The 24,464-nt window shown below is 59.1% G+C and carries 13 protein-coding genes; 5 read left to right on the forward strand and 8 right to left on the reverse strand.

The genetic code is table 11. The features are described 5' to 3' along the window. Positions 1-446 precede the first annotated feature (446 nt). The 4 genes from BMW97_RS09805 to BMW97_RS09820 all read left to right on the forward strand — a co-directional run bounded on the left by BMW97_RS09805 (position 447) and on the right by BMW97_RS09820 (position 15,400). Positions 447-10,541: a BapA/Bap/LapF family large adhesin gene (locus BMW97_RS09805; RefSeq protein WP_090392703.1), complete on the forward strand. Its 10,095-nt coding sequence runs from the start codon at positions 447-449 to the stop codon at positions 10,539-10,541. 80 nt (positions 10,542-10,621) lie between these two features. After that, a complete protein-coding gene (locus tag BMW97_RS09810; protein ID WP_045909274.1) occupies positions 10,622-12,025 on the forward strand; it encodes a TolC family outer membrane protein in 1,404 nt (467 codons plus the stop codon). Next, positions 12,022-14,220 carry a type I secretion system permease/ATPase gene (locus BMW97_RS09815; protein ID WP_045909275.1) on the forward strand — a complete coding sequence of 733 codons (2,199 nt, stop codon included), beginning with the start codon at positions 12,022-12,024 and terminating at the stop codon, positions 14,218-14,220. The genes BMW97_RS09810 and BMW97_RS09815 overlap by 4 nt, the downstream gene beginning before the upstream one ends. 10 nt (positions 14,221-14,230) lie before the next feature. Further along, on the forward strand, positions 14,231-15,400 hold the full coding sequence (locus tag BMW97_RS09820) for a beta-barrel domain-containing protein (protein ID WP_090392900.1): 1,170 nt from the start codon (positions 14,231-14,233) through the stop codon (positions 15,398-15,400). Positions 15,401-15,448: 48 nt separating this feature from the next. Here the strand turns inward: BMW97_RS09820 and BMW97_RS09825 are convergent, their stop codons facing one another. Then, the gene (locus tag BMW97_RS09825) at positions 15,449-16,186 is read right to left on the reverse strand and encodes an AraC family transcriptional regulator (RefSeq protein WP_045909276.1); all 738 of its coding nucleotides are present in this window, start codon (positions 16,184-16,186) and stop codon (positions 15,449-15,451) included. A gap of 97 nt (positions 16,187-16,283) precedes the next feature. Between BMW97_RS09825 and BMW97_RS09830 the strand changes: the two genes are divergently transcribed. After that, positions 16,284-16,703 (forward strand): nuclear transport factor 2 family protein, encoded by a 420-nt coding sequence (locus tag BMW97_RS09830; protein WP_045909277.1) that lies wholly within the window; start codon positions 16,284-16,286, stop codon positions 16,701-16,703. Between the two features lie 2 nt (positions 16,704-16,705). On the opposite strand, the gene BMW97_RS09835 is transcribed toward BMW97_RS09830, so the two are convergent. The 7 genes from BMW97_RS09835 to BMW97_RS09865 all read right to left on the reverse strand — a co-directional run bounded on the left by BMW97_RS09835 (position 16,706) and on the right by BMW97_RS09865 (position 24,460). Further along, complete coding sequence (locus BMW97_RS09835; protein WP_045909278.1) at positions 16,706-17,224, reverse strand: DUF6622 family protein; 519 nt, start codon at positions 17,222-17,224, stop codon at positions 16,706-16,708. An 84-nt stretch (positions 17,225-17,308) separates the two neighbouring features. Continuing rightward, positions 17,309-18,343 carry a fimbrial protein gene (locus tag BMW97_RS09840; protein ID WP_080474238.1) on the reverse strand — a complete coding sequence of 345 codons (1,035 nt, stop codon included), beginning with the start codon at positions 18,341-18,343 and terminating at the stop codon, positions 17,309-17,311. 11 nt (positions 18,344-18,354) lie between these two features. Next, a complete protein-coding gene (locus BMW97_RS09845; protein WP_052714369.1) occupies positions 18,355-20,883 on the reverse strand; it encodes a fimbria/pilus outer membrane usher protein in 2,529 nt (842 codons plus the stop codon). A gap of 44 nt (positions 20,884-20,927) precedes the next feature. Further along, positions 20,928-21,590: a fimbrial biogenesis chaperone gene (locus BMW97_RS09850; protein ID WP_052714370.1), complete on the reverse strand. Its 663-nt coding sequence runs from the start codon at positions 21,588-21,590 to the stop codon at positions 20,928-20,930. Positions 21,591-21,625: 35 nt separating this feature from the next. Next, the gene (locus tag BMW97_RS09855) at positions 21,626-22,171 is read right to left on the reverse strand and encodes a fimbrial protein (protein ID WP_045909280.1); all 546 of its coding nucleotides are present in this window, start codon (positions 22,169-22,171) and stop codon (positions 21,626-21,628) included. Positions 22,172-22,270: 99 nt separating this feature from the next. Further along, entirely contained in the window at positions 22,271-22,879 is a 609-nt protein-coding gene (locus BMW97_RS09860) for a LuxR C-terminal-related transcriptional regulator (RefSeq protein ID WP_175481435.1), read from the reverse strand. Positions 22,880-23,278: 399 nt separating this feature from the next. Further along, positions 23,279-24,460 carry an aminotransferase-like domain-containing protein gene (locus tag BMW97_RS09865; RefSeq protein WP_045909282.1) on the reverse strand — a complete coding sequence of 394 codons (1,182 nt, stop codon included), beginning with the start codon at positions 24,458-24,460 and terminating at the stop codon, positions 23,279-23,281. Between the last annotated feature and the right edge of the window lie 4 nt (positions 24,461-24,464).

A 24,464-nucleotide genomic window follows, 5' to 3' on the forward strand; every position in this document is an offset into this window, starting at 1 on the left:
CTACCAATTATCATACCGGGTCGTAAACCTTAAATAACAGCGCCATCACAATAAATAAAAAACATGCAAAAACAAAAAGATAGAAAAATGTAATTATAAAATACATCAATAGATTAATGCCCCCTTCATTGTTTGCGCCTTTATTTACGAAAGCTTAATTTGCACAACACGCATTTTCTGTCTATATCATTTTTATATTCCAGAAACCAATTCCTCTATTAATTACAGGGTTTTATAAAATACAAAACACCCATTAAAACGTTTTTTCATAAGTCATTAGATTCGCTCTGATGTTGCCACTCTGACGCATGGCGGGCATCGTGCGCGCTGAATTTTACGGTGAGAGCTGCTTTATAACAGCAACTGCGCCGGGGCGCCCTTTACCTTCAGCAGAGATGGCTCGTCTTGCTCGCCGTTCATGACACTTCTGCTGGAGTAATAACAAAATGAGCCAAATCTCTGTTATTTCAAAACTTACTGGCGTAGAAACGACCCTGGAAGGTACACAGGTTACGCTGAACCATTCCTCTGTCGTTGAGCTTCACGTCGAGCGAGCGAGCGTCTCCCACTTCGCGCGAAGCGGTAACGACCTGCTGGTGACACTGCAATCCGGCGAAGTGATCACCCTTAAAAATTTCTACGTCGCGGATGCGCAGGGCGTGAGCCAACTGGTTCTGCAGGACAGCAACGGCGCGTTATGGTGGATTGAAGATCCGGCTGGTGCCGCCACGTACGAATCTATCGCGTCCACGGATGTGCTGCTTGCAGCGTCAGGAAGTGATGCCGGTGGCGCCGCCATCTGGCCGTGGGCTCTGGGCGGTATTGCGGCTGCGGGCGGCATCGCGGCCGCGGCAAGTACTGGCGGAGGAGGTGGTGGTGGCGATGACGGTAATAACAACAGCACCAACCCCAACACCCCTGTCGACCCCGCCGATCCGGATACGACACCGCCGAATGCGCCATCCAGCCTTCGTTTCTCGTCAGACGGTAAAACCGTCACCGGTTCCGCGGAACCCGGCAGCACCATCACGCTGAAAGACGCGAACGGCAACGTCATTGGTACAGGAAAAACGGGCAGCGACGGCAACTTTAGCGTCTCCCTCGGAACACCGTTGACCAACGGCGAGCAGGTAACTGCCACCGCAACGGATAGCGCCGGGAATACCAGCCAGGGTTCAAGCGTCACCGCACCGGATCTCACCGCACCCGATGCACCAACGATTGGCAGCGTAATCGACGATATCGCCCCTCAGACGGGGACGGTGACCAACGGCGGCAGCACCAACGATCAGCGGCCGCAGCTCTCCGGCACCGCCGAAGCGGGCTCCACCGTGACGATTTATGACGGCGGAATAGCCATTGGCACCGCGGTCGTCGCCAGCAATGGCACATGGACATTCACCCCGTCCGTCGACCTGAATGAAAGCACTCACCAGATTACCGTACGGGCAACCGACGCCGCCGGCAACACCGGACCAGCCTCACCGGTATTCACCCTCACCGTCGATCTCACCCCTCCGACAGCGCCCACCGCGATTGTGCTGCTCGACGATACGGGCATTATCCGAGGAACAATCACGTCGGGCGTGCCTACCGATGCCTCGCAGCCGATTCTGGCGGGAACGGGCGAGCCCGGTGGAACCATCACTATTTACGATAACGGCGTGGCGATTGGCACAACGACGGTGCTACCTAACGGTACCTGGAGCGTTACCCCAGGGGGCCCGCTTCCGGACGGTACGCATTCGATCACCGTCACTGAAACCGATGCCGCCGGAAACCAGAGTACCGCCTCTGAACCCATCACCTTTACCGTGGACACCACGCCGCCGTCTGCCCCAGGAAACCTCGTGGTGTCAAATGATGGCGGTACCATCAGCGGTATCGGAGAAGCAGGCAGCACGGTGACCATCCGTGAAGGCGATTTAACCCTTGGCACAGTGGTTGTTGATAGCCAGGGGAACTTCAGCCTGACGCTGAGCCCGCCGAGGATCAACGGCGAAATCCTGACCGCTGACGCCACCGACACGGCGGGCAACACCAGTCCAACCACCTCCGCGGCGGCACCGGACATTACCCCGCCGCAGACCCCGGTCATCCTGTCGGTGATTGATGACGTGCAGGCCACCACCGGCCCCGTGGCCCAGAATGGGCTGACCAACGACCGGGCACCGACCCTGAACGGCACGGGCGAGGCAGGCTCGACCATCACGATTTATAACGGCAGCGATGCCCTCGGTACGGTGGTTGTTCCCTCCTCCGGCCAGTGGAGCTTTACGCCGCCCACACCGCTGACCGACGGCACCTGGGTGCTGACCGCGAAGGCGACGGATCCCGCCGGTAACCCGAGCGGGATATCAAATGCGTGGACAATTAACGTTGACGGGACGGCGCCAACCGCCCCGGTGATTTTACAGGTTGCAAACGATATCCCAGGGCAGACCGGCGCGATCGACTTGAACGGGACCACCAACGACGCCACCCCGACGCTCAGCGGTACCGCCGAAGCAAACGCGACGATCAGCCTGCGCGTGGACGGTGTTGAAATTGGTACAACCGTTGCCAATGGCCTCGGCGTATGGAGCTTTACCCCTTCCTCCTCAATCGGTGAAGGCTCCCACGCCCTGACCGCCGTCGCAACCGATGCGGCAGGCAACCCCAGCCCCGTCTCCAACACCTGGACCCTGACGGTTGACAGCGTCGCGCCTGCGGCGCCGGTCATTACCCAGGTGCTGGATGATGTGCCGGAGCGCCTGGGCGCGCTCAACCCTAACGACAGCACCAACGACACCACGCCAACGCTCAACGGCACGGCTGAACCGGGTTCAACTGTCACTATTCGCCTGGATGGCGGCGATCTCACTACGATTCTGATCGACGGCAGCGGCACCTGGACCTATACCCTTACCACGCCGCTTGACGAAGGTCCTCATACCTTTAGCGTCGTCGCCACCGACGCGGCGGGTAACACCAGCCAGCCGTCAGACGACTTCACCCTGAACGTCGATATCACTGCGCCAGCGGCGGCCACCATCGCCACCGTGACCGACGATGTCGGCGGCGTACAGGGTTCGCTCAACAGCGGCGATACCACGGATGACACTCGCCCCCTGCTGCAGGGCACTGCCCCTGCAGACACGGTGATCACCGTCTATGACGGCACGACTCTGCTTGGCACCGCCATCCTCAACGGCAGCGGCAGCTGGAGCTTCACGCCCGTGACCCCGCTCACCGACGGTCCGCATTCCCTGACGGTGCACGCCACGGACGCCGCGGGCAATACCACCATCTCAACGCCATTTGAACTGACGGTGGATACCGTTGCGCCTGCCACGCCGGATATCCCGGCCATTACCGTCAATCCTGACGGCACAGCAACGCCGCTGAACCCGGGCGAAATCACCCGCGACACCACGCCGACCCTGAGCGGTACCGGCAATCCGGGTGATACCGTGACGATCTACAACAACGGCGTCAAAATCGGCGACGCTGTCGTGGACAATACCGGCAACTGGAGCTGGACGCCGCCATCCCCCCTGGCTGGCGGCACCTATGACATCACCCTGACCGTCACCAACGTGGACGGCACGGGCAACGAAAGCGCCCCGTCGCAGCCGGTCACCATCACCATTGATACCGAGGCGCCGGCTACGCCTGCAGCACCGGTCATTACTGACAGCGTCACCCAGATCACCGGTCCCGTTCCCAATGGCGGCACCACCAACGATCCGCGCCCGGTGCTGAGCGGCACCGGTACGCCGAACGACGTTATCAACATCACTGACACGGTCAACGGCGGCACGCCAACTATCGTTGGTACCGTCACGGTAGACAGCAACGGCAACTGGAGCTGGCGCCCTGACAGTAATATTGCGGAGGGCAGCCACGTCTATACCGCCACCGCCACCGATGAAGCGGGCAACGTCTCTGACGCTTCCCCGGCGATCGCGATCACAGTGGATACCGTGGCGCCGGCTACGCCAGCGATCAGCGCCGTGGGCGGTGAACCGAACGGGGGCTACATCACGGATACCACGCCGACAGTCGGCGGAACCGGCGTTAACGGTGAGACGGTGATCGTCTACAACAACGGCGTCGAGCTGGGCCGTGTCGCGGTGGTGAACGGAGAATGGAGCCTGACGCTTCCAGCGCAAACGGACGGCCCGCTGAACATTACCGTGGCGGGCGTGGACACAGCGGGCAACGTCAGCGCGCCGAGTTCGGTCTTTACCGTCACGCTCGATACCGTTGCGCCAGGGATCCCGCAGATCAGTGCCGTCTCAGACAGCCAGCTCACCAACGCTGTTCTCTACACTCGCGATGGTGTACCCACGCTCACCGGAACTGGCGAACCGGGATCCACGGTTATCGTCTCCGTAAACGGCACCCCCTCCGCAGTACCGGTAACGGTCCAGCCGAACGGCACCTGGACCTGGACCGCCGACAGCACGCTGACGGATGGAACATATACCTTCACCGTATCGGCCCGAGACCCGGCCGGTAACACCTCAGGCAGTTCTGCGGCGCTTAACGTTACGGTTGATACCGTCGACCCAGCTATTCCCCTCAACCTGAACCTGGCGCCAGAAGGCACGCCGCTGACCGGCACCGCAGAAGCGGGAAGCACCGTCACCGTGAAAAACGGTACCACCGTCATCGGTACTGGCGTTGCCGCCAGCGACGGCAGCTTCTCCATCGCGATCAGCCCGACCCCGCAGGATGGTGCGGCGCTGATCGTGAGCGCCACCGATGCCGCAGGACGTACCGGCCCAGAAGCCACCTACAATGTCATCGGTACGTTGCCGAATCTTCCTGACGTTCCGGTTATTACGGCGATCGTCGACGATACCGATCCGGTCACTGGCGATGTGAAAGGCAAAACCACCAACGACACCACCCCGACCCTCACCGGTACGGCTCAGGCGGGGAGCCAGATCGCCATCTACCTGGACGGTAGCGCGACGCCATTGACGACGGTCACCGCTGACGGCAGCGGCAACTGGAGCTATACGCCAGCCGCGCTTGGCGAAGGGCTGCACACCTTTGAGGTGACCGCCACCCTCAACGGTCAGACCAGCGGTCGCTCTCCGGCGGCCAGCGTCACCGTTGACCTTACCGCGCCGGGCACGCCGAGCATCGGCGCCGTGATTGACGACGTTGGGCCGGGCACCGGCCCGCTGACCAGCGGCCAGATCACCAATGACAACCAGCCGACCCTCACCGGCACTGGTGCTGTGGGTGATATCATCTCCATCTACAACAACGGCGTGTTGCTGGGGACCGCAGAGGTCGGTATCACCGGCACCTGGAGCTACACCACGCCTGTCCTGGCAGAGGGCAATCACGTCCTGACCATCCGCGAGACCGATCCGGCAGGGAACCAGAGCGGTCCTTCGGCGGGCTTCACCGTCGTGGTGGATTCCGTTTCCGCCACGCCGGTCATCACCAACGTCACGGATAATGTGGGCAATGCCGCCACCACGGTGGTCAGCGGTGGTCTCACCAACGACGCCACGCCAACCCTTTCGGGGACAGCGGACGCAAACAGCGTGGTGACCCTTTTCGACGGCGGCACGCAGATTGCCGTAGTGACAGCTGACAGTACCGGCGCATGGACGTTTACTCCTGATACCGCCCTCGGCGAAGGCTCGCACAGCTTCACCGTCCAGGCGACCGACCCGCAGGGCAACCTCAGCGCGGTCTCCGCACCCTGGAGCGTGGTGATTGACCTGACGGCACCGACGGTTCCAACGCTGGATACGGTAAATGACAACGTCCCAGGCGGCGTCCAGGGCAACCTCACCAGCGGGCAGGTGACCAACGACAACACCCCTACAATTAGCGGCACCGGACAGGCAGGCAGCACTGTTCACATCATGAACAACGGGACGCAGATTGGTACTGCAACCGTTGACGGAAGCGGGAACTGGTCCTTTACCCCGACCACGCCGCTGGGCGACGGCAGCTACGCCCTTCGCGTCTATGCAACGGATGCGGCAGGCAATGCCTCGGCTAACTCATCGGTCTTCGCCTTTACCGTGGATACCGCAGCCCCTGGCGTACCGGTAGTCACCAGCGTGGTTGACGATGTCGGTCCGGTCACCGGGACGCTCACGTCGGGCAACAGCACTAACGACGCGCGTCCGACCTTCAACGGCACGGGCGACGTCGGTGCCACAGTGCACGTGATTGTCGACGGGAGCGAAATAGGTACGGCGGTGGTGAATGCCCAGGGCAACTGGACCTTCACCCCGGGCACCGATCTGGGCGACGGGTCCCATACGATCACCTTCAACGCTACCGATGCGGCAGGCAACACCGGCACCACAACGGCACCGTTTAACCTGACGGTGGATACGGGTGTGCCGTCGGCACCGGTCATTTCGACCGCGGGTGACAACGTGGGCAGTATTCAAACCCCGCTCTCCTCCGGGCAGAGCACCGACGACACCACGCCGACACTGAACGGCACCGCCAGCGCCAACGCCACGGTCACCGTGTATGAAAACGGGCAGCCGGTCGGCACCGTGCTGGCGGACGGCAGCGGCAACTGGAGCTTTACGCCGTCAACGCCGCTGTCCAGCGGCAGCCACACCTGGACCGCCACGGTCACCGATGCAGCGGGCAACGTCAGCCCGGCGTCGCCAAACTTTACCCTGATTGTCGATACCACGGCACCGAACGCGCCGGTTATCAGCCAGGCAATCGACGACGTGGGCAGCCTCACCGGACCGCTCACGTCCGGGCAGACGACCGACGACACCGTACCGCGGCTTGTTGGAACCAGCGAACCGTTTGCTACCGTGAAGATCTATGAGGGAACCACCCTTGTCGGAACGGGCACCGCGGACAGCAGCGGGAGCTGGAGTATCTTGCTCACCACCACGCTGGCGAGTGGCCCGCACAGCTTCACCGCTCAGGCCACGGATGCGGCAGGCAACACCAGCGTGTCGTCGGCCAGCTTCAGCCTCACCGTAGATACCACGCCGCCTGCGCTGCCGGTGCTGACCAGTATTCTGGATGACGTGGGCAACGCGGCGACGCCGGTTGCCAACGGTGGGTTCACCAACGACGCGCAGCCGACCCTCAGCGGTACGGCAGAAGCGGGGTCGACGGTGAAAATCTTTGATAACGGGGTCCAGATCGGCAGCGTGACGGCGACCGGCGGCGCGTGGAGCTTTACGCCATCTCCGGCGCTGAGCAACGGCGCGCACACGTTGACCTTTACCGCCACCGATACGGTGGGCAACGCCAGCGCGCCCACCGCCGGGTATGTGATTAACGTCGATACCCTCCCGCCAGCCGCGCCGGTCATCAGTTCGGTCATTGATGATGTCGGCAGCGTCACCGGCCCCGTGACCGGTACCAACCCGACTAACGACACCCGTCCAACGCTGAGCGGAACCGCCGAAGCGAATGCCACGGTTCGGATCTACGACGGCATCACGCTGGTAGGCACGGTCACCGCCGATGGCAACGGCAACTGGACCCTGCCGCAAACCACCACGCTGACGCAGGGCACGCATAACTTCACCGCCACGGCCACCGATGCGGCAGGCAACACCAGCGCGGCATCAGGCGTGACGACGATTATCGTCGATACGACCGCCCCAACGGCGCCGACCGGGACCCTCAATGCCGACGGTAGCGTCCTGACCGGGAGCGCAGAGGCGGGCAGTACCGTCACAATCCGCCTTGCGGACGGTTCAACGGTGACCGCCATTGCCGGCAGCAACGGCACCTACAGCTACACCTTCATTAACAAACAGATCGAAGGCCAGACGCTGCAGATCACCGCTACCGACGCCGCGGGCAACACTTCCCTGCCGGGGTCTGCCCTTGCGCCGGTGGTGCCGCTCTCCGCCAGCAATAACGTTGAAGAGCTGAACCTCAGCACCACGGCAACCGTGACCAACAGCCATTACAGCGACTACGGCTTCCTGCTGGTCGGCGCCGTGGGCAACGTCCTGACGCTGCTGGGCAATGACACCGCGCAGGTGAACTTCACGGTGGGCAACGGCGGCAGCGCGGATATTGTGGTCAATGCCAACGCCACAGGGGCGGTGCTCTCTCTGCTCAATACCCTTGAGCTGGTGGTGCAGCACTACGTCAACGGTGTCTGGACTACCGTGGTGGATACCGGCCAGCCGCAGTTTGCCGATCTCCTGACCCTCGGCGCTACCGGCGTCTCGCTGAACCTGACCGGGCTGGCCGACGGCAACTACCGCGTACTCAGCTATAACACCAACCTGCTGGCGACCGGCTCCTACACCAGCCTCGACGTGGCGGTGAAAGAGACCGGTCCGGGTACGGTCACGGGCGATACCAGCCTCAACGGCAACGTGATCCTCGATACGGACCCGACCGCCGGCAGCGACAATGCCCCGGCAGGAACCACCATTTCCACGGTCACTAACGCGCAGGGCGTGACCACCAGCGTGAACGCCGACGGCACGGTGATCCAGGGCAAATACGGTACGCTGACCATCAACCGCGACGGCAGCTACACCTACAACCTGACCGACACCAGTGCCGCGGTCATTGGCCGGACGGAGAGCTTCACCTACACCATCACCCATAACGGCGTCAGCGCGTCGGCGAACCTGGTGCTGTCTCTGGGTGCCGGTACGGTACTCAACGGTATTGTGGCGGTGGACGACACGGCCTCGCTGACCTTTGACACCACCGTAAGTGAGATTAATAACGGCGCCTCGTCTCAGGGTGGCTTTACCGTGGTGGGCATTAATCTCGGCAGCACGCTGGGGCTTAACCTGCTGGACGACATGACCAACCCGATCATCTACAACGTGGAGGAAGGCACGACCCGTACCATGACCATCCAGGCCTCCGTGGGCGGCGTGGCGCTGGCGTCGGTGTTCGATCTGTACGTCTATAAGTTCAACAACGCGACCCAGACCTTCGAGCAGGTCCGCGTCGAGTCGGGCTGGCTGCGCGCGCCGCTGCTGGGGGGTACGTCACCACAGCTGACGCTGAACCTGCCTGCCGGGGAGTACCTGTTCCTGCTGAATACCGCGTCCGGGATCGCTGTACTGACGGGTTACACGCTGAGCGTCCTGCAGGATCATGTCTACAGCGTGGCAAGCATCAGCGAAACGACCACGGGCGACGTGCTGGCGAATGATCCGGTTCCGGCGGGCACGCTGGTCACCGAAGTGAACGGCGTGGCGGTCAACAGCAGCGGCACCACCACCATTCAGGGGGAATACGGCACGCTGACCATCAATGCGTCCGGTCAGTACACCTATACCCTGAGGAGCGGCGTGGGCGCGGACCATATCAGCACGCCGGATACGTTCGTCTACACCGTTACCGCGCCTGACGGCTCGAAGGATACGGCATCGCTCAACATCACTCCAACCGCGCAGGCAATGAATGCGGTCAACGATGTCAGCGCCACGATGGACCTCACCTCGGTGCACCACACGTCGGTCTACTCAGATACCACCGTGGGCGTCGCCAGCTGGACGACGGCCCTGTTCTCATCAACCCAGGGCAGCGGCAGCGGAACCTTCGTTGTCGACCCGAATACCGCGCTGCACAACGCGTCGCTGCACTTTAACGTGGCCTCGCTCCTGGCGCTGGGCGGGCTGACGGTGAACTGGACGATTAGCGATGCCAACGGCGCGATCCGCAGCGGCTCCTTCAGCGGCGCCTCGCTGCTGGGCGGCAGTATCGACGTCCCGCTGACCGGGCTGGATCTCAACGCCGGGACCTATACGCTGAGCTTTACCGGTAGCGTACCGGGGCTCAGCGTCGGGACCATCACCATCACGCCAAGCGTAAACGGCACCACCTACTCGCTGAGTAATTTCGACGTCACCGGCAGCCACACCGTCAACGGCAATATCTTTGACGGCACCGACTCTGGCGGCGTGCTGGATCAGCTCCACTCGGTGGATACCCGTCTGAGCGTAACCGGCTACAACGGCGTGACCACCACGCTGGATCCGTATACCGGCAGCGCAACGGTGAACATTGTCGGCCACTACGGCACGCTGGCGATCGGCGCTGACGGCCATTACACCTATACCCTCAACAGCGGGGTATCGCTCTCAACCATGACCTCGAAGGAGACCTTCAACTACACCCTGACCGACTCTGCCGGAAGAACGGACAGCGCCACGCTGACCATCAATATGGCGCCGCAGTTCATCAGCTCGGAGCATAACGACGCCATCACCGGTACAGCCTACGGCGATACGCTGATTTACCAGGTGCTGAACAGTACGGTGGGAAATGCCACGGCGGGTAACACCAGCAGCGCCGGAGGCGATCACTGGACCGGGTTCTCGCTGGCGCAGGGGGACAAGATCGACATCGGCGATCTGCTGGTGGGCTGGGACGGAAATACCGCCTCGTTGGGGAATTATATCCATGTCACACAAAGCGGTAGCAACACTGTGATCTCCATCGACCGTGATGGTGCAGGGTCCACCTACACTAATACTGCACTCGTTACGCTTGATAACGTTCAGACCACGTACGACGAGCTCGTTAACCAGCAACACATCATTACCTGATAGCACCTGCAAGAGATGACCCGGGCGCACAGCGCCCGGGCATTAATAATAAAGCTGTACTTTTTTATTAGGGACATGACATGGGAATGAAGATGCCTTACTGGTGGCTCTCGTGCTGCCTGATATCTGTACCCGCTTTCTGCGCAAATCCGGCGGCAACCATCAATACCGGACAGCTTCGCGAAACACAGGAACTCCCCTCACTCAACGGCCGCGTGGCCCCGGTGGCTGGCAACGCCGCTCCCGGTTCATTACAGCTTGGCGAAGCCGTTAACCGTGCCGTCACGTGGCACCCGGCCATCAGCGAAGCCGTGGGCAAACTCTACCAGCAGAGCGAAGAGGTGGACGTCGCGAAGTCAAAATACTATCCGCAGATTAATGCCGGCGTGGACAACGGGTATTCCCACGACGGCGACCAGAACGGCTTTACGCCGTCGCTGGTGCTTTCTCTCTCTCAAATGCTCTACGACTTCGGCAAAGTGGCCAGCCAGGTGCGCGCCGAGAGCGCTGGCGTTGCCCAGCAGCAGGCCAACGTGCTGGTGAGTATCGACACCATCGCCCACGATACCGCCGTCGCCATGGTACAGGTGCAGACCTGGCAGCAGATGGTCGACACCGCTAAAGAGCAGCTTGAGGCCCTCTCCTCCATCGGCACGCTGACCCGCCAGCGTAACGACGAGGGCGCCACGTCGCTCTCTGACGTGGTGCAGACCGATGCTCGTATCGAAGGCGCGCGCGCCCAGCTGATGCAGTACCAGGCCAGCCTGGAGAGCGCCCGCGCGACGCTGATGAGCTTTCTCGGCTGGAACAGCCTGAACGCGATCAGCAACGACTTTCCGCAAAAGCTGGCCCGCAGCTGCGATGTCGCCGAGCCGGACGACCGCCTGGTTCCTGCGGTGCTCGCCGCCTGGGCGCAGGCTAACGTCGCCCAGGCTAACCTCGACTACGCCGACGCGCAGATGACGCCAACCGTCTCGCTGGAGCCGGAGGTGCGCCATTACATGAACGATCGCTACGCGGGCAGCGACACGCGGGATCGCACCCAGTATTCCGCATGGGTGAAAGTGCAGATGCCGCTCTATCAGGGCGGCGGCCTCACCGCCCGGCGTAACGCCGCCGGACACGCGGTGGAAGCGGCACAGTCCACCATTCAGCGCACGCGCCTGGATGTCCGACAGAAACTGCTGGAAGCCCGCAGTCAGGTGATGAGCCTACAAAGCACGCTGCAAATTCAGGGCCGCCAGGAGGCGCTCAGCGCCCGCACCCGCGAACTGTACCAGCAGCAGTATCTTGACCTCGGCTCGCGCCCGCTGCTCGACGTGCTCAACGCCGAACAGGAGGTTTATCAGGCGCGCTTCACCCAGCAGCAGACCCTCGGTCAGCTGCACCAGCTGCAGCTCAACTGCCTGTATAACACCGGGCAATTGCGTCATGCGTTCGACCTTGATAACCGCACCATCCAGACCGTGGAGATCCAGCCATGAAGCAGCGTGATATCCCGCAAGGTGAAAACATGACGGATGAGGCGCTGGCGCAGTGGGCGCAGGCCTTTGGCTTTATCGCCACGCGCTACCGCGTCGCCTGCTCGCCCGGCGCGCTGATCGCAGGCGCACCGTGGCTGAAAGGCAAACCGATGGTACCCGCCCTCACCCAGCTGGCGCGTGAGGCGGGGCTGTCGTTTCAGCTGCTCACCGCTGACCAGCAGTCGATCAACAGCTGGCGTCTGCCGGTGGTGGTGGCGCTGAATGACGGCCGGGTCGGTGCGATCGAGCACTTCGACGGCGACGACACGCTGGAAGTCAGCTTCTTCGACGACCAGACCTACACTAACCGGCTGTCGATGACGGCCATGCTGCCCGCCATCCGCCACGTCATTGCCCTGCGGCCACTCGCCGCGCTGAAGGACAGCCGCGTGGATGCCTATATCTCAAAATATCGCCCGGACTGGCTCTACCGGCTGGTGATGCGCGATCTCCGCCCCTACAGCTGGGTAATGCTGGCCGCGCTGTTTATCAACGTGCTGTCGCTTTCCGGGATCGTCTTTTCCATGCAGGTCTATGACCGGGTGATCCCCGCCCAGTCCTACCCGACGCTGTACGTCCTGACCATCGGGGTGCTGATCGCCACCCTGTTTGGCTTCGTGCTGCGCGTGGCGCGCGGGCACATTATGGATCTGCTGGGCAAGCGCTCGGATATGCGCGTTTCGGATCGCGTCTTCGGCCACGCGCTGCGGCTGCGCAACAGTGCGATTCCCCGCTCCACCGGCAGCTTTATCTCACAGCTACGCGAGCTGGAGCAGATCCGCGAGATGGTCACCTCGTCCACCATCTCGACGATTGTCGACCTGCCCTTCTTTTTACTGTTCGTGGTGGTGCTGGCGATCATCGCCCCACAGCTGGCGTGGATCGCCCCGGTCGCGGCGGTGATTATGGTCCTGCCCGGCCTGCTGCTGCAGAAAAAGCTGGCGGAGCTGGCAAAGCAGTCGGCGCATGAATCAACCCTGCGCAACGCGGTACTGGTGGAGAGCGTGCAGGGGCTGGAGGACATCAAGCTGATGCAGGCGGAAAACCGCTTTTTGCAGCAGTGGAACAGCTATATCCAGATCACCGCCGAATCCGGCCTGCGCACCCGCGAGCTGACGCAGAACCTGATCAGCTGGGGGATGACCATCCAGAGCCTGGTTTACGCCGCCGTGATTGTGGTCGGCGCGCCGATGGTGATCGACGGCACCCTGACCACCGGCTCGGTGGTCGCCGCCTCGATGCTGGCCTCCCGCATGATCGCCCCGATGGCGACGCTGTGCGGCGTGCTGGCCCGCTGGCAGCAGGTCAAAGCGGCAAAAGAGGGGCTGGACAGCATCATGCAGCTCCCAACCGAAAACCAGCGCGAGGAGACGCCGATCCGCCAGGACGTGCTGCGCGGTCACTACCTCTTTGAGCAGGCGCAGTTCCGCTATCAGCCGGACGATCCGCGCATGGCGCTGCGCATTAACCGCCTGGAGATCGGGCCGGGTGAGAAAGTGGCGATCCTCGGGCGCAACGGTGCGGGCAAATCGACCCTGCTGCAGGCGATGGCGGGCGGGATGGATCTGGCGGCGGGCGAGCTGCGGCTCGACGGCTTCAGCCTGCCGCATCTCGACGTGGCGGACGTGCGGCGCAACGTCGGCTTTATGACCCAGAACGCGCGGCTGTTTTACGGCACCCTGCGCGAGAACATCACCCTCGGCATGCCGCGCGCCACCGACGAAGAGATCTTTGAGGCGCTGGAACTAACCGGCGCAGCGGGCTTCGTGCAGAAGCTGCCCAAGGGGCTGGACTACCCGATCATGGAAAACGGCGTGGGGCTCTCCGGCGGGCAGCGTCAGTCGATTCTGCTGGCGCGGATGCTGCTGCGCGATCCGAATATCGTGCTGATGGATGAACCCACCGCCTCGCTGGACGAGCACACCGAGCGGGAATTTATCCAGCGGCTGGGCGACTGGCTCGGGCACCGCACCCTGATCGTCGCCACCCATCGCGTACCGGTGCTGGAGCTGGTGGAGCGCGTGGTCGTGTTGAAAGATGGGATGCTGGTGATGGACGCGCCAAAAGCCCAGGCGCTGAGCAACAGCCGTATGCAGCAGCAACAACAGCAGGCAGCAACCGGACGGGAGTGGAAAAATGAAAATCAGTCAGCGTGACGTGGCGGCAATGGACGATCTGGATAATGCCCTCGACTCCGAAAGCGGCTACACCGGCGCGCGTCGGATCGTGATCTTCTCGCTGCTGATGTTTGTGGTGCTGGGCATCTGGGCGTGGTTTGGCGTGCTGGATGAGGTGTCAACCGGATCGGGGAAAGTGATCCCCAGCTCGCGTGAGCAAGTTTTACAGTCGCTGGACGGGGGGATCCTCACCGAGCTGAACGTCCACGAGGGCGATCAGGTGCAGGCCGGACAGGTGCTGGCGCGGCTTGACCCTACCCGTTCCGAATCAAACGTCGGCGAAAGCGCGGCGCGCTACCGCGCGTCTCTGGCCTCCAGCGCCCGCCTGTATGCCGAGGTGAACGATCTGCCGCTGAAGTTCCCTCCTTCGCTGGCGAAATGGCCGGATCTGATTGCCGACGAAACGCGGCTGTACAACTCGCGCCGCGCTCAGCTGGAGGATACCCAGCGGGAGCTTCGCGCCGCGTTAGATCTGGCGAATAAAGAGCTGGCCATTACCCAGAGGCTGGTGAAGACCGGGGCCGCCAGCCACGTGGAGGTGCTGCGCCTGCAGCGGCAGAAAAGCGATCTGGAACTGAAGCTCACCGACGTGCGTTCGCAGTATTACGTCCAGGCCCGCGAGGCGCTCTCCAAGGCCAACGCGGAGGTGGATATGGTTTCGGCGATCCTCAAGGGCCGTCAGGATTCCGTCACCCGTCTGACGGTAAAATCCCCGGTGCGCGGGATCGTCAAAAACATCAAGGTCACCACCATCGGCGGCGTGATCCCGCCCAACGGCGAGCTGATGGAGATTGTGCCGGTGGACGATCATCTGCTGATTGAAACCCGCCTGTCGCCGCGTGATATCGCCTTTATCCACCCGAATCAGGAGGCGCTGGTGAAGATCACCGCCTACGATTATGCCATTTACGGCGGGCTGCACGGGGTCGTGGAGACGATTTCGCCGGACACTATTCAGGACGAGGCCAAGCCGGAGGTGTTTTACTACCGGGTATTTATCCGCACCAGCCAGGATTACCTGGTCAATAAGGCGGGCAGGCATTTCTCGATTGTGCCGGGGATGATTGCCACGGTGGACATTAAGACCGGCGAGAAAACGGTGCTGGATTATCTGATCAAGCCGTTTAACCGGGCGAAAGAGGCGCTGAAGGAGCGGTAGTCAATCGCCGGGTGGCGGCTTCGCCTTACCCGGCCTACATTGTAAAGCTCAGCGGGACGTGGGGAGGGCATCAGACCGCAACATCGCCCACTGCCCCGGTGTTTTACCGGTCCATGCTCTGAAAACCTCAATAAATGCGCTGACGCTGCTGTAGCCGCAGGACAGCGCAATCCACCCTACCGGCTTCCCCGCCGCCAGCCACTCCATAGCCTGCATGACGCGCGCCAGCTGCCGCCAGTTAACAAAGTTCATTCCGGTCTGGGCACTAAACCGACGATTGAACGTACGCACGCTCATCCCAGCATGAATAGCATGACTCTCGACCGTCTGGTTATCATCGACAAACTGCAGCAAATGGCTGACCACGTTCTTCAGACGCGGATCCGTCGGCACGGGCAGAGAAAAGTGAACCTGGGGCGTCAGGGCAAGCTCATCCAGCAGCAAAGTCAGCTTTCGCGGATCGTACTCGTTCTCTGCACCACATAAACGGGAAAACAGTGCATGAGTGAGAGCGTCGGGCTCGAACAGCGCGGGTGCATCGGGAAGCCCTGCACAGCAGGCGGGGTCAAGATAGATGGCGCAGCCTTCTATTGCGCTTTCTGAAAAGGCGGCATGCTGCTGACCTGGCGGGATCCAGCCGATGTGTTTTGCCGGTACGACCGAGCGCGCCTGCTGCGTCTCAATGACCAGCAGACCCGTTGCAATGCGCCACAGCTGGCCGGTGCGATGACTGTGCCACGGTGTTCGATACCCGCCGGGATGACGGAGCGTTTCAAAACTGACCATCTCATTTTGACCGAAAATCGTTATTCATCGGCCTATTACAGAAACCACGTCTTCGGCTGTCAAGGATAATGGGGACTCAACCACATAAGGAGCCCGTATGAGCATTATCACCTCTCTGGTAGCCCAGCCTGACAACGCCGCGCAGCGCGAAAAAATGGCGTGCCTGTTAACCCGCTTATTCAACGGCGATATCGATCCGGCAGAGGTATTTACGCCCGATTACCAACAGGTTACGGACGGTCACGCCCTTGACTACCGGGGTTTTATTCAGCACCTGAACCACGTCCGCTCGCAGATCCGCGCGATCGCCTTTACCGTGGCGGAGATAGCCTGTCATGACGAACTTCTGGCTGACCGGCATATCGTGACGGTCACGTATCCTGATGGTCGTCAGGCAGAGATAGAGGTTTACCTGTTTGCCGCGCTGCGTGAAGGGAAAATCTGGCGGATCCATGAAGTCACGCGAGCCCTCAGCGGCGATGTTTCAGATCGCACCCTGGCACACGCGACAGAATAACGTCACTCCGCCGGGTGCGGCGCGGTACGGCTAAGCACCTCAACATACCGCGTAAACTTGCCGATAAACACCCCGGCAAACAGCCCGCCGGAGACAATCGCAAGGGCGCTGATGGCGGGCTGCTGCAGCGTCTGCGGCGCGATGGCGCTCATTACCCCCAGCACGTATTTCACCGCGAACGCCAGCATCATAAACGGCAGCGCGGTGTAGTCAGCCTGGCGGCAAAGGGTGCGCGGCGCGGCGGCGCGAGTTACCGCCGTCGGGCGAATCAATGCGTAACCCAGCGCAGCGCCAGCCAGAATGCCCGCAAGCCACATCGACAGCGTCGCGATGCTGAGAGAGCGGTACATCACCAGATCGTAAATATCCCATAGCAGAAAAATGGCCGGGATTATCGCCAGTTTTTCCAGCGTGACCGTGGCGGGCCGGCGGGCCCGGAGCCCACGAGAAACCAGAAACACAAACAACACCCAGACCCAGATGGGGGTGTGCGTCAGAATACCAGTCAGTTGTTCGAACATAGCTGTTTACCGTGGGCGTCACGCGGCCGTTATCGCGCGGGATAAGTATTACGCAAAATAGCCCGCGCGCAATCCCCACTTTTGTTACTTGAACGTCACGGTAAAGGTGGCTGTCGCACTGTAATCCCCAAGCTTCGGCGTCGTGGTCGTCCATATAAACCCTGCGTGATAATCATGCGTGAGCCGGTCTCCACCGATCGTTCCTATCTCCTGCGGCGTGTTCAGCGCAATGCGCGGCTCCATCAGGCTGCTGGCGGAAATGATAAAGCCAAAGCCGCTGTCTGCCGCGGGCATGATGATTGCTCCGTCTTTGACCGTATTCGTCGAGCTTAACGTCATCAGCAACGTCTCCCCCGTGCAGGTTTTACCGCTGGCTTCACGCGTCAAATCGACCTGTAGCGTAAAGGGTTTTGTTTTTTCAATCTTACCGGGCGTCGCCCAGCTGCCGTTGATGACGCCAAAGTCGAGGGTATCGGGTACCAGCAGCACTTTTGGCGTGCAGGCCAGAAAGGTGATTTTATCCAGCCCGGTAATGGTCAGGTTAAAGTTACCGTCCTGAGTCACCGTGCCGCCTCGCAGACCGCCGACGCCATCTACCTGGAAGAGCGACAGGCTGACATCCCCCATCACTTTGCCATTGGTGGCCGCCGGAAGGCCGGTGGTTTTGATGTAAACCTGATAGGTGAGCGTGAACGTCTGCGGGGCCGCCGGGGAGAGACAGCCTTTGTTGCCGTTAGGGCGGCACACGGTACCGGGACCAATTTCTATTTTATCGCCTTTCTTCAGCTTGTAATCGACGTTCCTGAAGGTGATGCCAATCTCCAGAGAGTTGTGCACGTTTTTCACCGCATCTTTCGGATCGAGCCATAAATAGGCGCTCTCGCCGTTTGGATAGGCGTCCGTGTCAGAGCAGGTAAACGTCGCCGTGATCGGTGACGATACCCATATTTTGGTGTTGGTGCCGAAGTCACCGATCGACGCTTTGATGATGCTGTTAATGGCAACGTACTGGCTCACCGAGCCCTGGGCTTTACAGGTCAGCGCCATAACGGTGGAAGAAAACAGGCCGAAGCAAAAAATCACCGCGGCGTACAGCATATGTCGTCCCTGAAATTGCATTGTCCTCTCCTTTATCGACAAATTGCGCTGATCTCGCGATAGCCCGCGGTATCCTGTTCACGCCGTTCCTCATCCGGAAGCTGGATACGACACTGTTCGTCATCCCCCTCCCCCCAGCGAATGGCGATCGCTTCGCCCGGCAGCACGCCTGAAACAAAAATATCCCCGTCAGGCCCGACAATGCCGTTGTTACGCTCGCCCCGGCTGTAGGCCTGCGCGCCAACCGGCGGCACGCTGTTGTCGGGTCGTTTGCTGTGAATCAGCACGCTGTCGCCCCGATATGTTTCAAACGTCACGCGCGTAATCGCGCCGCGGGTAGGGACGTTATTCTGGGTGGCAACAGGCACGTCCAGCCCCTCCGGGAAGTCCTGGGTGTTTAACGACCAGGTATTGTTGCGATAAGGAATCGCATGCGGGGCAACGGCATAGCCCGCAGCGTCGATCCGCACTCCGGCCTGATTCTCTACCCTCACCCCTTGCGCATCCTGAGCCTCAATCAGGGTAAAGGTTCTGCCCGGTGGCTGGGACAGCGTCACGCCGCCAGCGTGAGCAAGGATGCCGCCGCTGAGGTTCATGCTGCTTTGCTGCACATCTTCCGCTCTGGAATAGCCCAGCCACAGATTTCCGGCGCCCCCCTTGTAGCCCATGCTCAGATCGCCCGCCGTCCCCTCAGCATCGTTTTGCTGCACCTGCATGGCGTAGCTAAGGCGGTTATCCTCAAGCAGGGAGCCACTCAGCCCCGCGGAGGAGGACACGTTTCCGGCACGATCGGCGTGAAGGTCTGTCGTCGCCGTCGCCGGGTGGCTGCCAAAGCTGAGCGGCAGGGACAGGCGCAGGTTAATGCTGCTGTCATGTGCAATGTAGTGGTTGCGCGTATTCTGGTAGTACAGACTCCAGGTCACATTGCCCAGCCGTGAGGTAAAGCCAGACTGAACCGTGGTATCAGAACCGGCATCCTGCCAGTAGCTTTGCTTGCTGAAGGTGAGATAAAGCTGGCTGATCTCACCTATCTGCTGGCTCATTGAGATATCCAGCCGCGCTTTTTTGGTTGCGTAGCGGCTGTCGTAATGGATTTCAGGCTTTGACGCGACCCAGTCAGGGTTATCCTGATCGGCGTCATCCCAGTAATAGGTTTTATATCGGCCATTATCCCAGCGGCGACGTTCCTGAACCGACTCCTGGAAATCGTAATAACCGGACGAGGAGTAACGATAGCCCGCCACCTGAAAATCGGTGCGGGAATCGAGAAAGGATTTCGCGTACAGGAAGCGAGCGCTCCCCCCTTGCTCATCGTCGCCCCGCGCCAGCCGCGTGTCGGATAACGCCAGATCGACGGACACCGCGCCAAAATGCCCCATGTTTTTGCCCACGCCCATCGCCGCGCTGCGGTAGTGTTCCGCCGAAAGCAGGCCGCCCGACAGGGTCACCGTATCGCTCATCCCTCTGGCGAGCTGGCTTTCAACAAACGCAGGGGCATAGCCGTCGGCACCGTCATGATATTTTGCGGCCGTGATTTCATAGTTCCACTGCCCCTTGCGAACCAGTCCCGGGAGCACGGTATAGGGGATCACCAGATTGGTTTTCCGTCCGTCGGTTTCAATGATGGTGACAAACAGATCCCCGCTCTGACTGACCGGTACAATGTCATCAAACGCGAACGGTCCCGGCGGCACGTTGGTAGAGTAGATCAGATACTTATTCTGTCGAACCTCCACGCGGGCATTGCTTTCCGCCACGCCTCTGACGACAGGGGCATAGCGCGACTGGCTGTCTGCACGCATCATGGGCTCCGAGGCCAGCTGCACCCCGCGAAACGGAATACTGTCGTAGAGGGTTGTTCCGGTACTCCCTTGTCCCAGCAGCAGACGACTCCTGATTGACGGAAGCGCCCTTTCAGCCCACGACGAGACATTTTTCCAGTGGCCCGTTTCCCCATCCCGCTTTGTCAGGTTCGCCATCTGGCGCAAGCGCCACGCCCCTATATTGATGCCGTTATTCAGGTAAAGGTAGGCGTACTGGCTGTTTTGCCCGTAGCTTCTGATGGTGTTCGCCGCCAGGTTGTAGTTCACAAAAGCGGCATTGATGCCCTCGTCGTAACGCGTGGCGGGTACCGTTCCGCGCGGTTGCGTCAGCATATTGAGCTGGGGAACCTGAATATCCAGCCGGTGCTCGGTCATCGTAACGCTCATGGACGCACCCGCAATCCGGCGCTCGAGGGGATAGCACGACTCGTTATCGTCAGCGGGAAGAGCGACGGACCACGCGCGCAGCCGATCGGCGCTAATGCACGGGTGCAGCGCGCTGTCGGGCTTATCGCGGACGATCTCAACGTCACGCTGTTCAACGAGCTTTCGGTTTATGTAAACATCGAGGGAATAGGTTCCGGGAATAATGCCGGAATCAGGGTCGATCAAATTAATGAACGATTGCTCGCCCGCTCCATGAAAAAATGCGGTGTTATATTCACTTTGCGCCAGACATTCGCTGCCGGAAACCAGTAAAGAGGTGAGCGCGCACAGGGGGATCCATGTTCGTTGCATAATGATTCATCCATGACATTATTTAATAATCTGCAACGGTGGGCTTAGTGCATTTTCACGTCGGCAACGCCGCCGTAATCGTTAATGTACGTTAAGCCAACCACCCGCGAGCCTTTGGGAAAAGGAATCGTTTCGCTGCCAAAGGGAGCGATCATCGGGGCCGTTATTTTTTGTTCTTTTCCCTGCGGGGTTTTAATAATTAACTGGCTCAGGCTAATATGCAGAGGCCCGGGATTGCTGACGACCAATGCCTCACTGCTTTTCGTCAGCGTTAACTGACCTATCTGCTCGTCCAGTTTTGCCTTCATCCCAACCGGGCGATAAAAAAGCTTAAGGCGCGTTCGAATCGCCAGCTGCATCACATTAGGCTCGCTGGCCCGGGGTGGTATTTCCTGAACGTTAATCCAGTAAACGCTTTCTCTGTTGGTCGGTAATCCTTTACCGGAATAGATAAAACGTAACACGGCGGATTGATCGGGTTTCACCTTCATAATTGGCGGCGTCACCACCATCTCTTTTCCGGGCTTGTCTGAATCTTCGTCCAGCCAGGTCTGGATAATATAATTTTTTTGTGACGCGTTATGCAGCGTCAACGAGGCCGATTTATTCTCACCGGAATAAATCACCCGTGAACTTTCAATCTGAATAGCTGAAATAGCCGATGCGGAGTACAGCGCGAATAGCGCAATAATAAGTGACTTCATCATACCACCTTAAAAGCAGGCCCGAAGGCCTGCTCCTGTTATTGTTGAACAATGGTGAAGGTGGCCGTTGCGTTTGCTTCCCCGGTGGTGACCGCATCTTTGTTATAGGCGTAATAGTTCGCTTTCAGGAAGAACGTCCCGCTGCCCGAGGTGTCGCCTTCAGCAATGGTGATGCTGGCATCGGATTTATCAAGGGTTTTGGATAAGGTAATGTTCTGGTCGGAGATATCTTTAATCTGAATCCCCACCCCTTTTGCCGTGGTGCTGGCGGTCGCGTTATCCAGGTCCAGCACGTTCGGCTGACCGGACGGGCTGACGCCGTCAAGAACCAGATAATAGGTGCCCGGCTGACATCCGGTCAGGTTAATGGCAAAGCCCACCTCCGGACCGTTGGCATCTTGTTTCAAGGTTTCCATCGGAATAGTTCCCATCGGAACCGTAATTTCGGCAGTGCTTTCCCCGGAGAGCTTGCAGGATGATGAGCCAATTTGCCCTACAAATTTTAACTTACCGTCTGCCGCATGGGCAAAAGAGGTAAAAAGCCCCAGGGCAACCATCGCCGCGCAAAGAGATTTCAATTTCATATACAGCTCCTTCTGTTTATACAACATATTATGAATAACAGTGCATCGTTTCTGCCTGAATACTACACCCGCATAAAACGCTTCATTTCCCGGCGAACGTTATGTAACCTTTATATCCGTTGTCAGGTAATGATAAAGCCCGGTAAGACTCTCAACCTGGAGTTTGGAATAAATGTTACGCCGGTGAATACTGACCATTTTCTCACTAATATCGACCTGCCGGGAGATCTCTTTATTACCTTTCCCTGTAATAAAAAATGGCATCAGGTCTAATTCCCGATGGGTGAGATTTGAATTTTTCTTAATCATCGCCCAGGTTTTATTGGTCACGGATTTTGAAATAATCTGGCCAGCCTTATCTTTGACCATAAAAGTGCTGAGTTTATCAAATGATTCGCTGTTATCAATTAAGATATCCGCAACCGAGTCCAGCAAAATATTTTCAGTCACTTCCACAATTCGCGCATTAGTCGTAATAATAAGTATATTGTCAAAAACATTCTGGCGCTTCATCTTTAACAGTAACAACAGTAAACTGTGGTCAGCAATATAATAGTCAATGATTATCGTGACCGGTGATCTCATTACCATCGTGCTCAGCGTTACGCTGGCTTTTTCAAATGCTAAAAACTTCAGTTCCTGCTTATCTCTCTGGCAATTTTGTATGATTTCACTCAATCCAATTCTGAACCAGACATTATCAGACACACAAATAATCATCATCCGTAACCTTATACTGATCCATGTATAACATTCCGGGAATAGAGCTTGTGAAGTGATTTAACCCTGAGCGAACGCTAAAAAATCATCCAACGACTGCGCTTATTCCATGAGACATTATTCAGATCAAAATGAATGAGATGCAAATAAGAATATGGGCAACAAGTGTAAGAGCAATCCGAAAAAGGATAATACAAAAAATGCTTTTCTTAGAAAAAAAGTATTAATAATTAATTAGTTAGATAATGTTAATTTTGGTATTACTTTTCGAATACAATCCAAAAACATGGCCCGGGTATGATCCTGCGCAAGTTAACGTGAAGTTCCTGATCTGCATTTTCAGCTTCACCGCTTAAATAACGTCCAGAATCATACCCCGCCATTCTGTTATAAAGAGGCTTTCAGGCGTCGAACGGCCTCTTTCAGCTCTTCATCCGTTGGCGTGACAAACGACATGCGCAGCGTCGCTGGGTCCGGCTCATTGCAGTAGAAAAATTCGCCCGGCACAAATACCACGCCGTTACTTAACGTTTTTTCCAGCCAGCGGGTGGTGTTCATGCCGTTGTTCATTTTCGCCCACAGGAACATGCCGCCCTTCGGCTTGTGGAACGACATCACGTCGCCCAGCTCGGCTTCCAGTTCCGTGGCGAACGTCTGGTATTTCTGACGATAGGCTTCGCGGATCGTTTTAATCTGATCGGCCAGACGGCCGGTCTTCAGGTACTCATGCGTCATCAGCTGCGACAGCGTGCTGGTGTGCAGATCGGTGGTTTGCTTCAGGTTCACCACCGCGCGCTTCAACCATTCCGGCACCACCACCCAGCCTACGCGCGTGCCCGGCGCGAGAATTTTAGAGAAGGTGGAGGTATACACCACGTTCTCTTCATTGCCGATATCTTTGGCATGGGCAATTAACGGGCGGAAGACTTCATCGGTATAGTTAATTTCGCTGTACGGATCGTCTTCGATGATTACGAAGTCATAGCGCTTCGAGAGCTCCACCAGCTGTTTACGACGCGCCTCAGAAAGCGTCACGCCGCCAGGGTTACCAAAGGTTGGAACGATATACACCGCTTTAATGGCTTTTTTGGCCACCAGCGCTTCTAGCTCATCCACCTTCATGCCGTCGCCGTCGGTGCCAACGGATTCAAAATTCGCCTGCGCCAGGCCGAATACCTGCAGGGCGGCGAGATAGGTTGGACGCTCGACGACAACAATATCGCCCGGGTTAATTAACGCGCGCGCCAGCACGTCGAGGGACTGCTGTGAACCGGAGGTCACGACCACGTCATCGGCCTTACAGCGAATGCCACGCCCCTCGCAAATGCGCTGAATCTCTTCCCGCAGTCCCGGTACGCCTTCGGTCAGGCCATACTGAAACGCCTCGCCAAAATGCTGAGATAATACGGCATCAGCGGCAATTTTCAGCCCTTCGCGATCGAACAGGTCAGGGTTTGGAATACCGCCCCCCAGCGAGATCACGCCCGCCATTTTGCTGTGTTTTAATAATTCACGGATGGCAGATGATTGCAGGCCCTGCGCGCTGCTGGCGAGTTTACTCACGGACATTCTT

Source organism: Enterobacter sp. NFIX58, from assembly GCF_900110475.1.
Classification (GTDB): domain Bacteria; phylum Pseudomonadota; class Gammaproteobacteria; order Enterobacterales; family Enterobacteriaceae; genus Enterobacter; species Enterobacter quasiroggenkampii.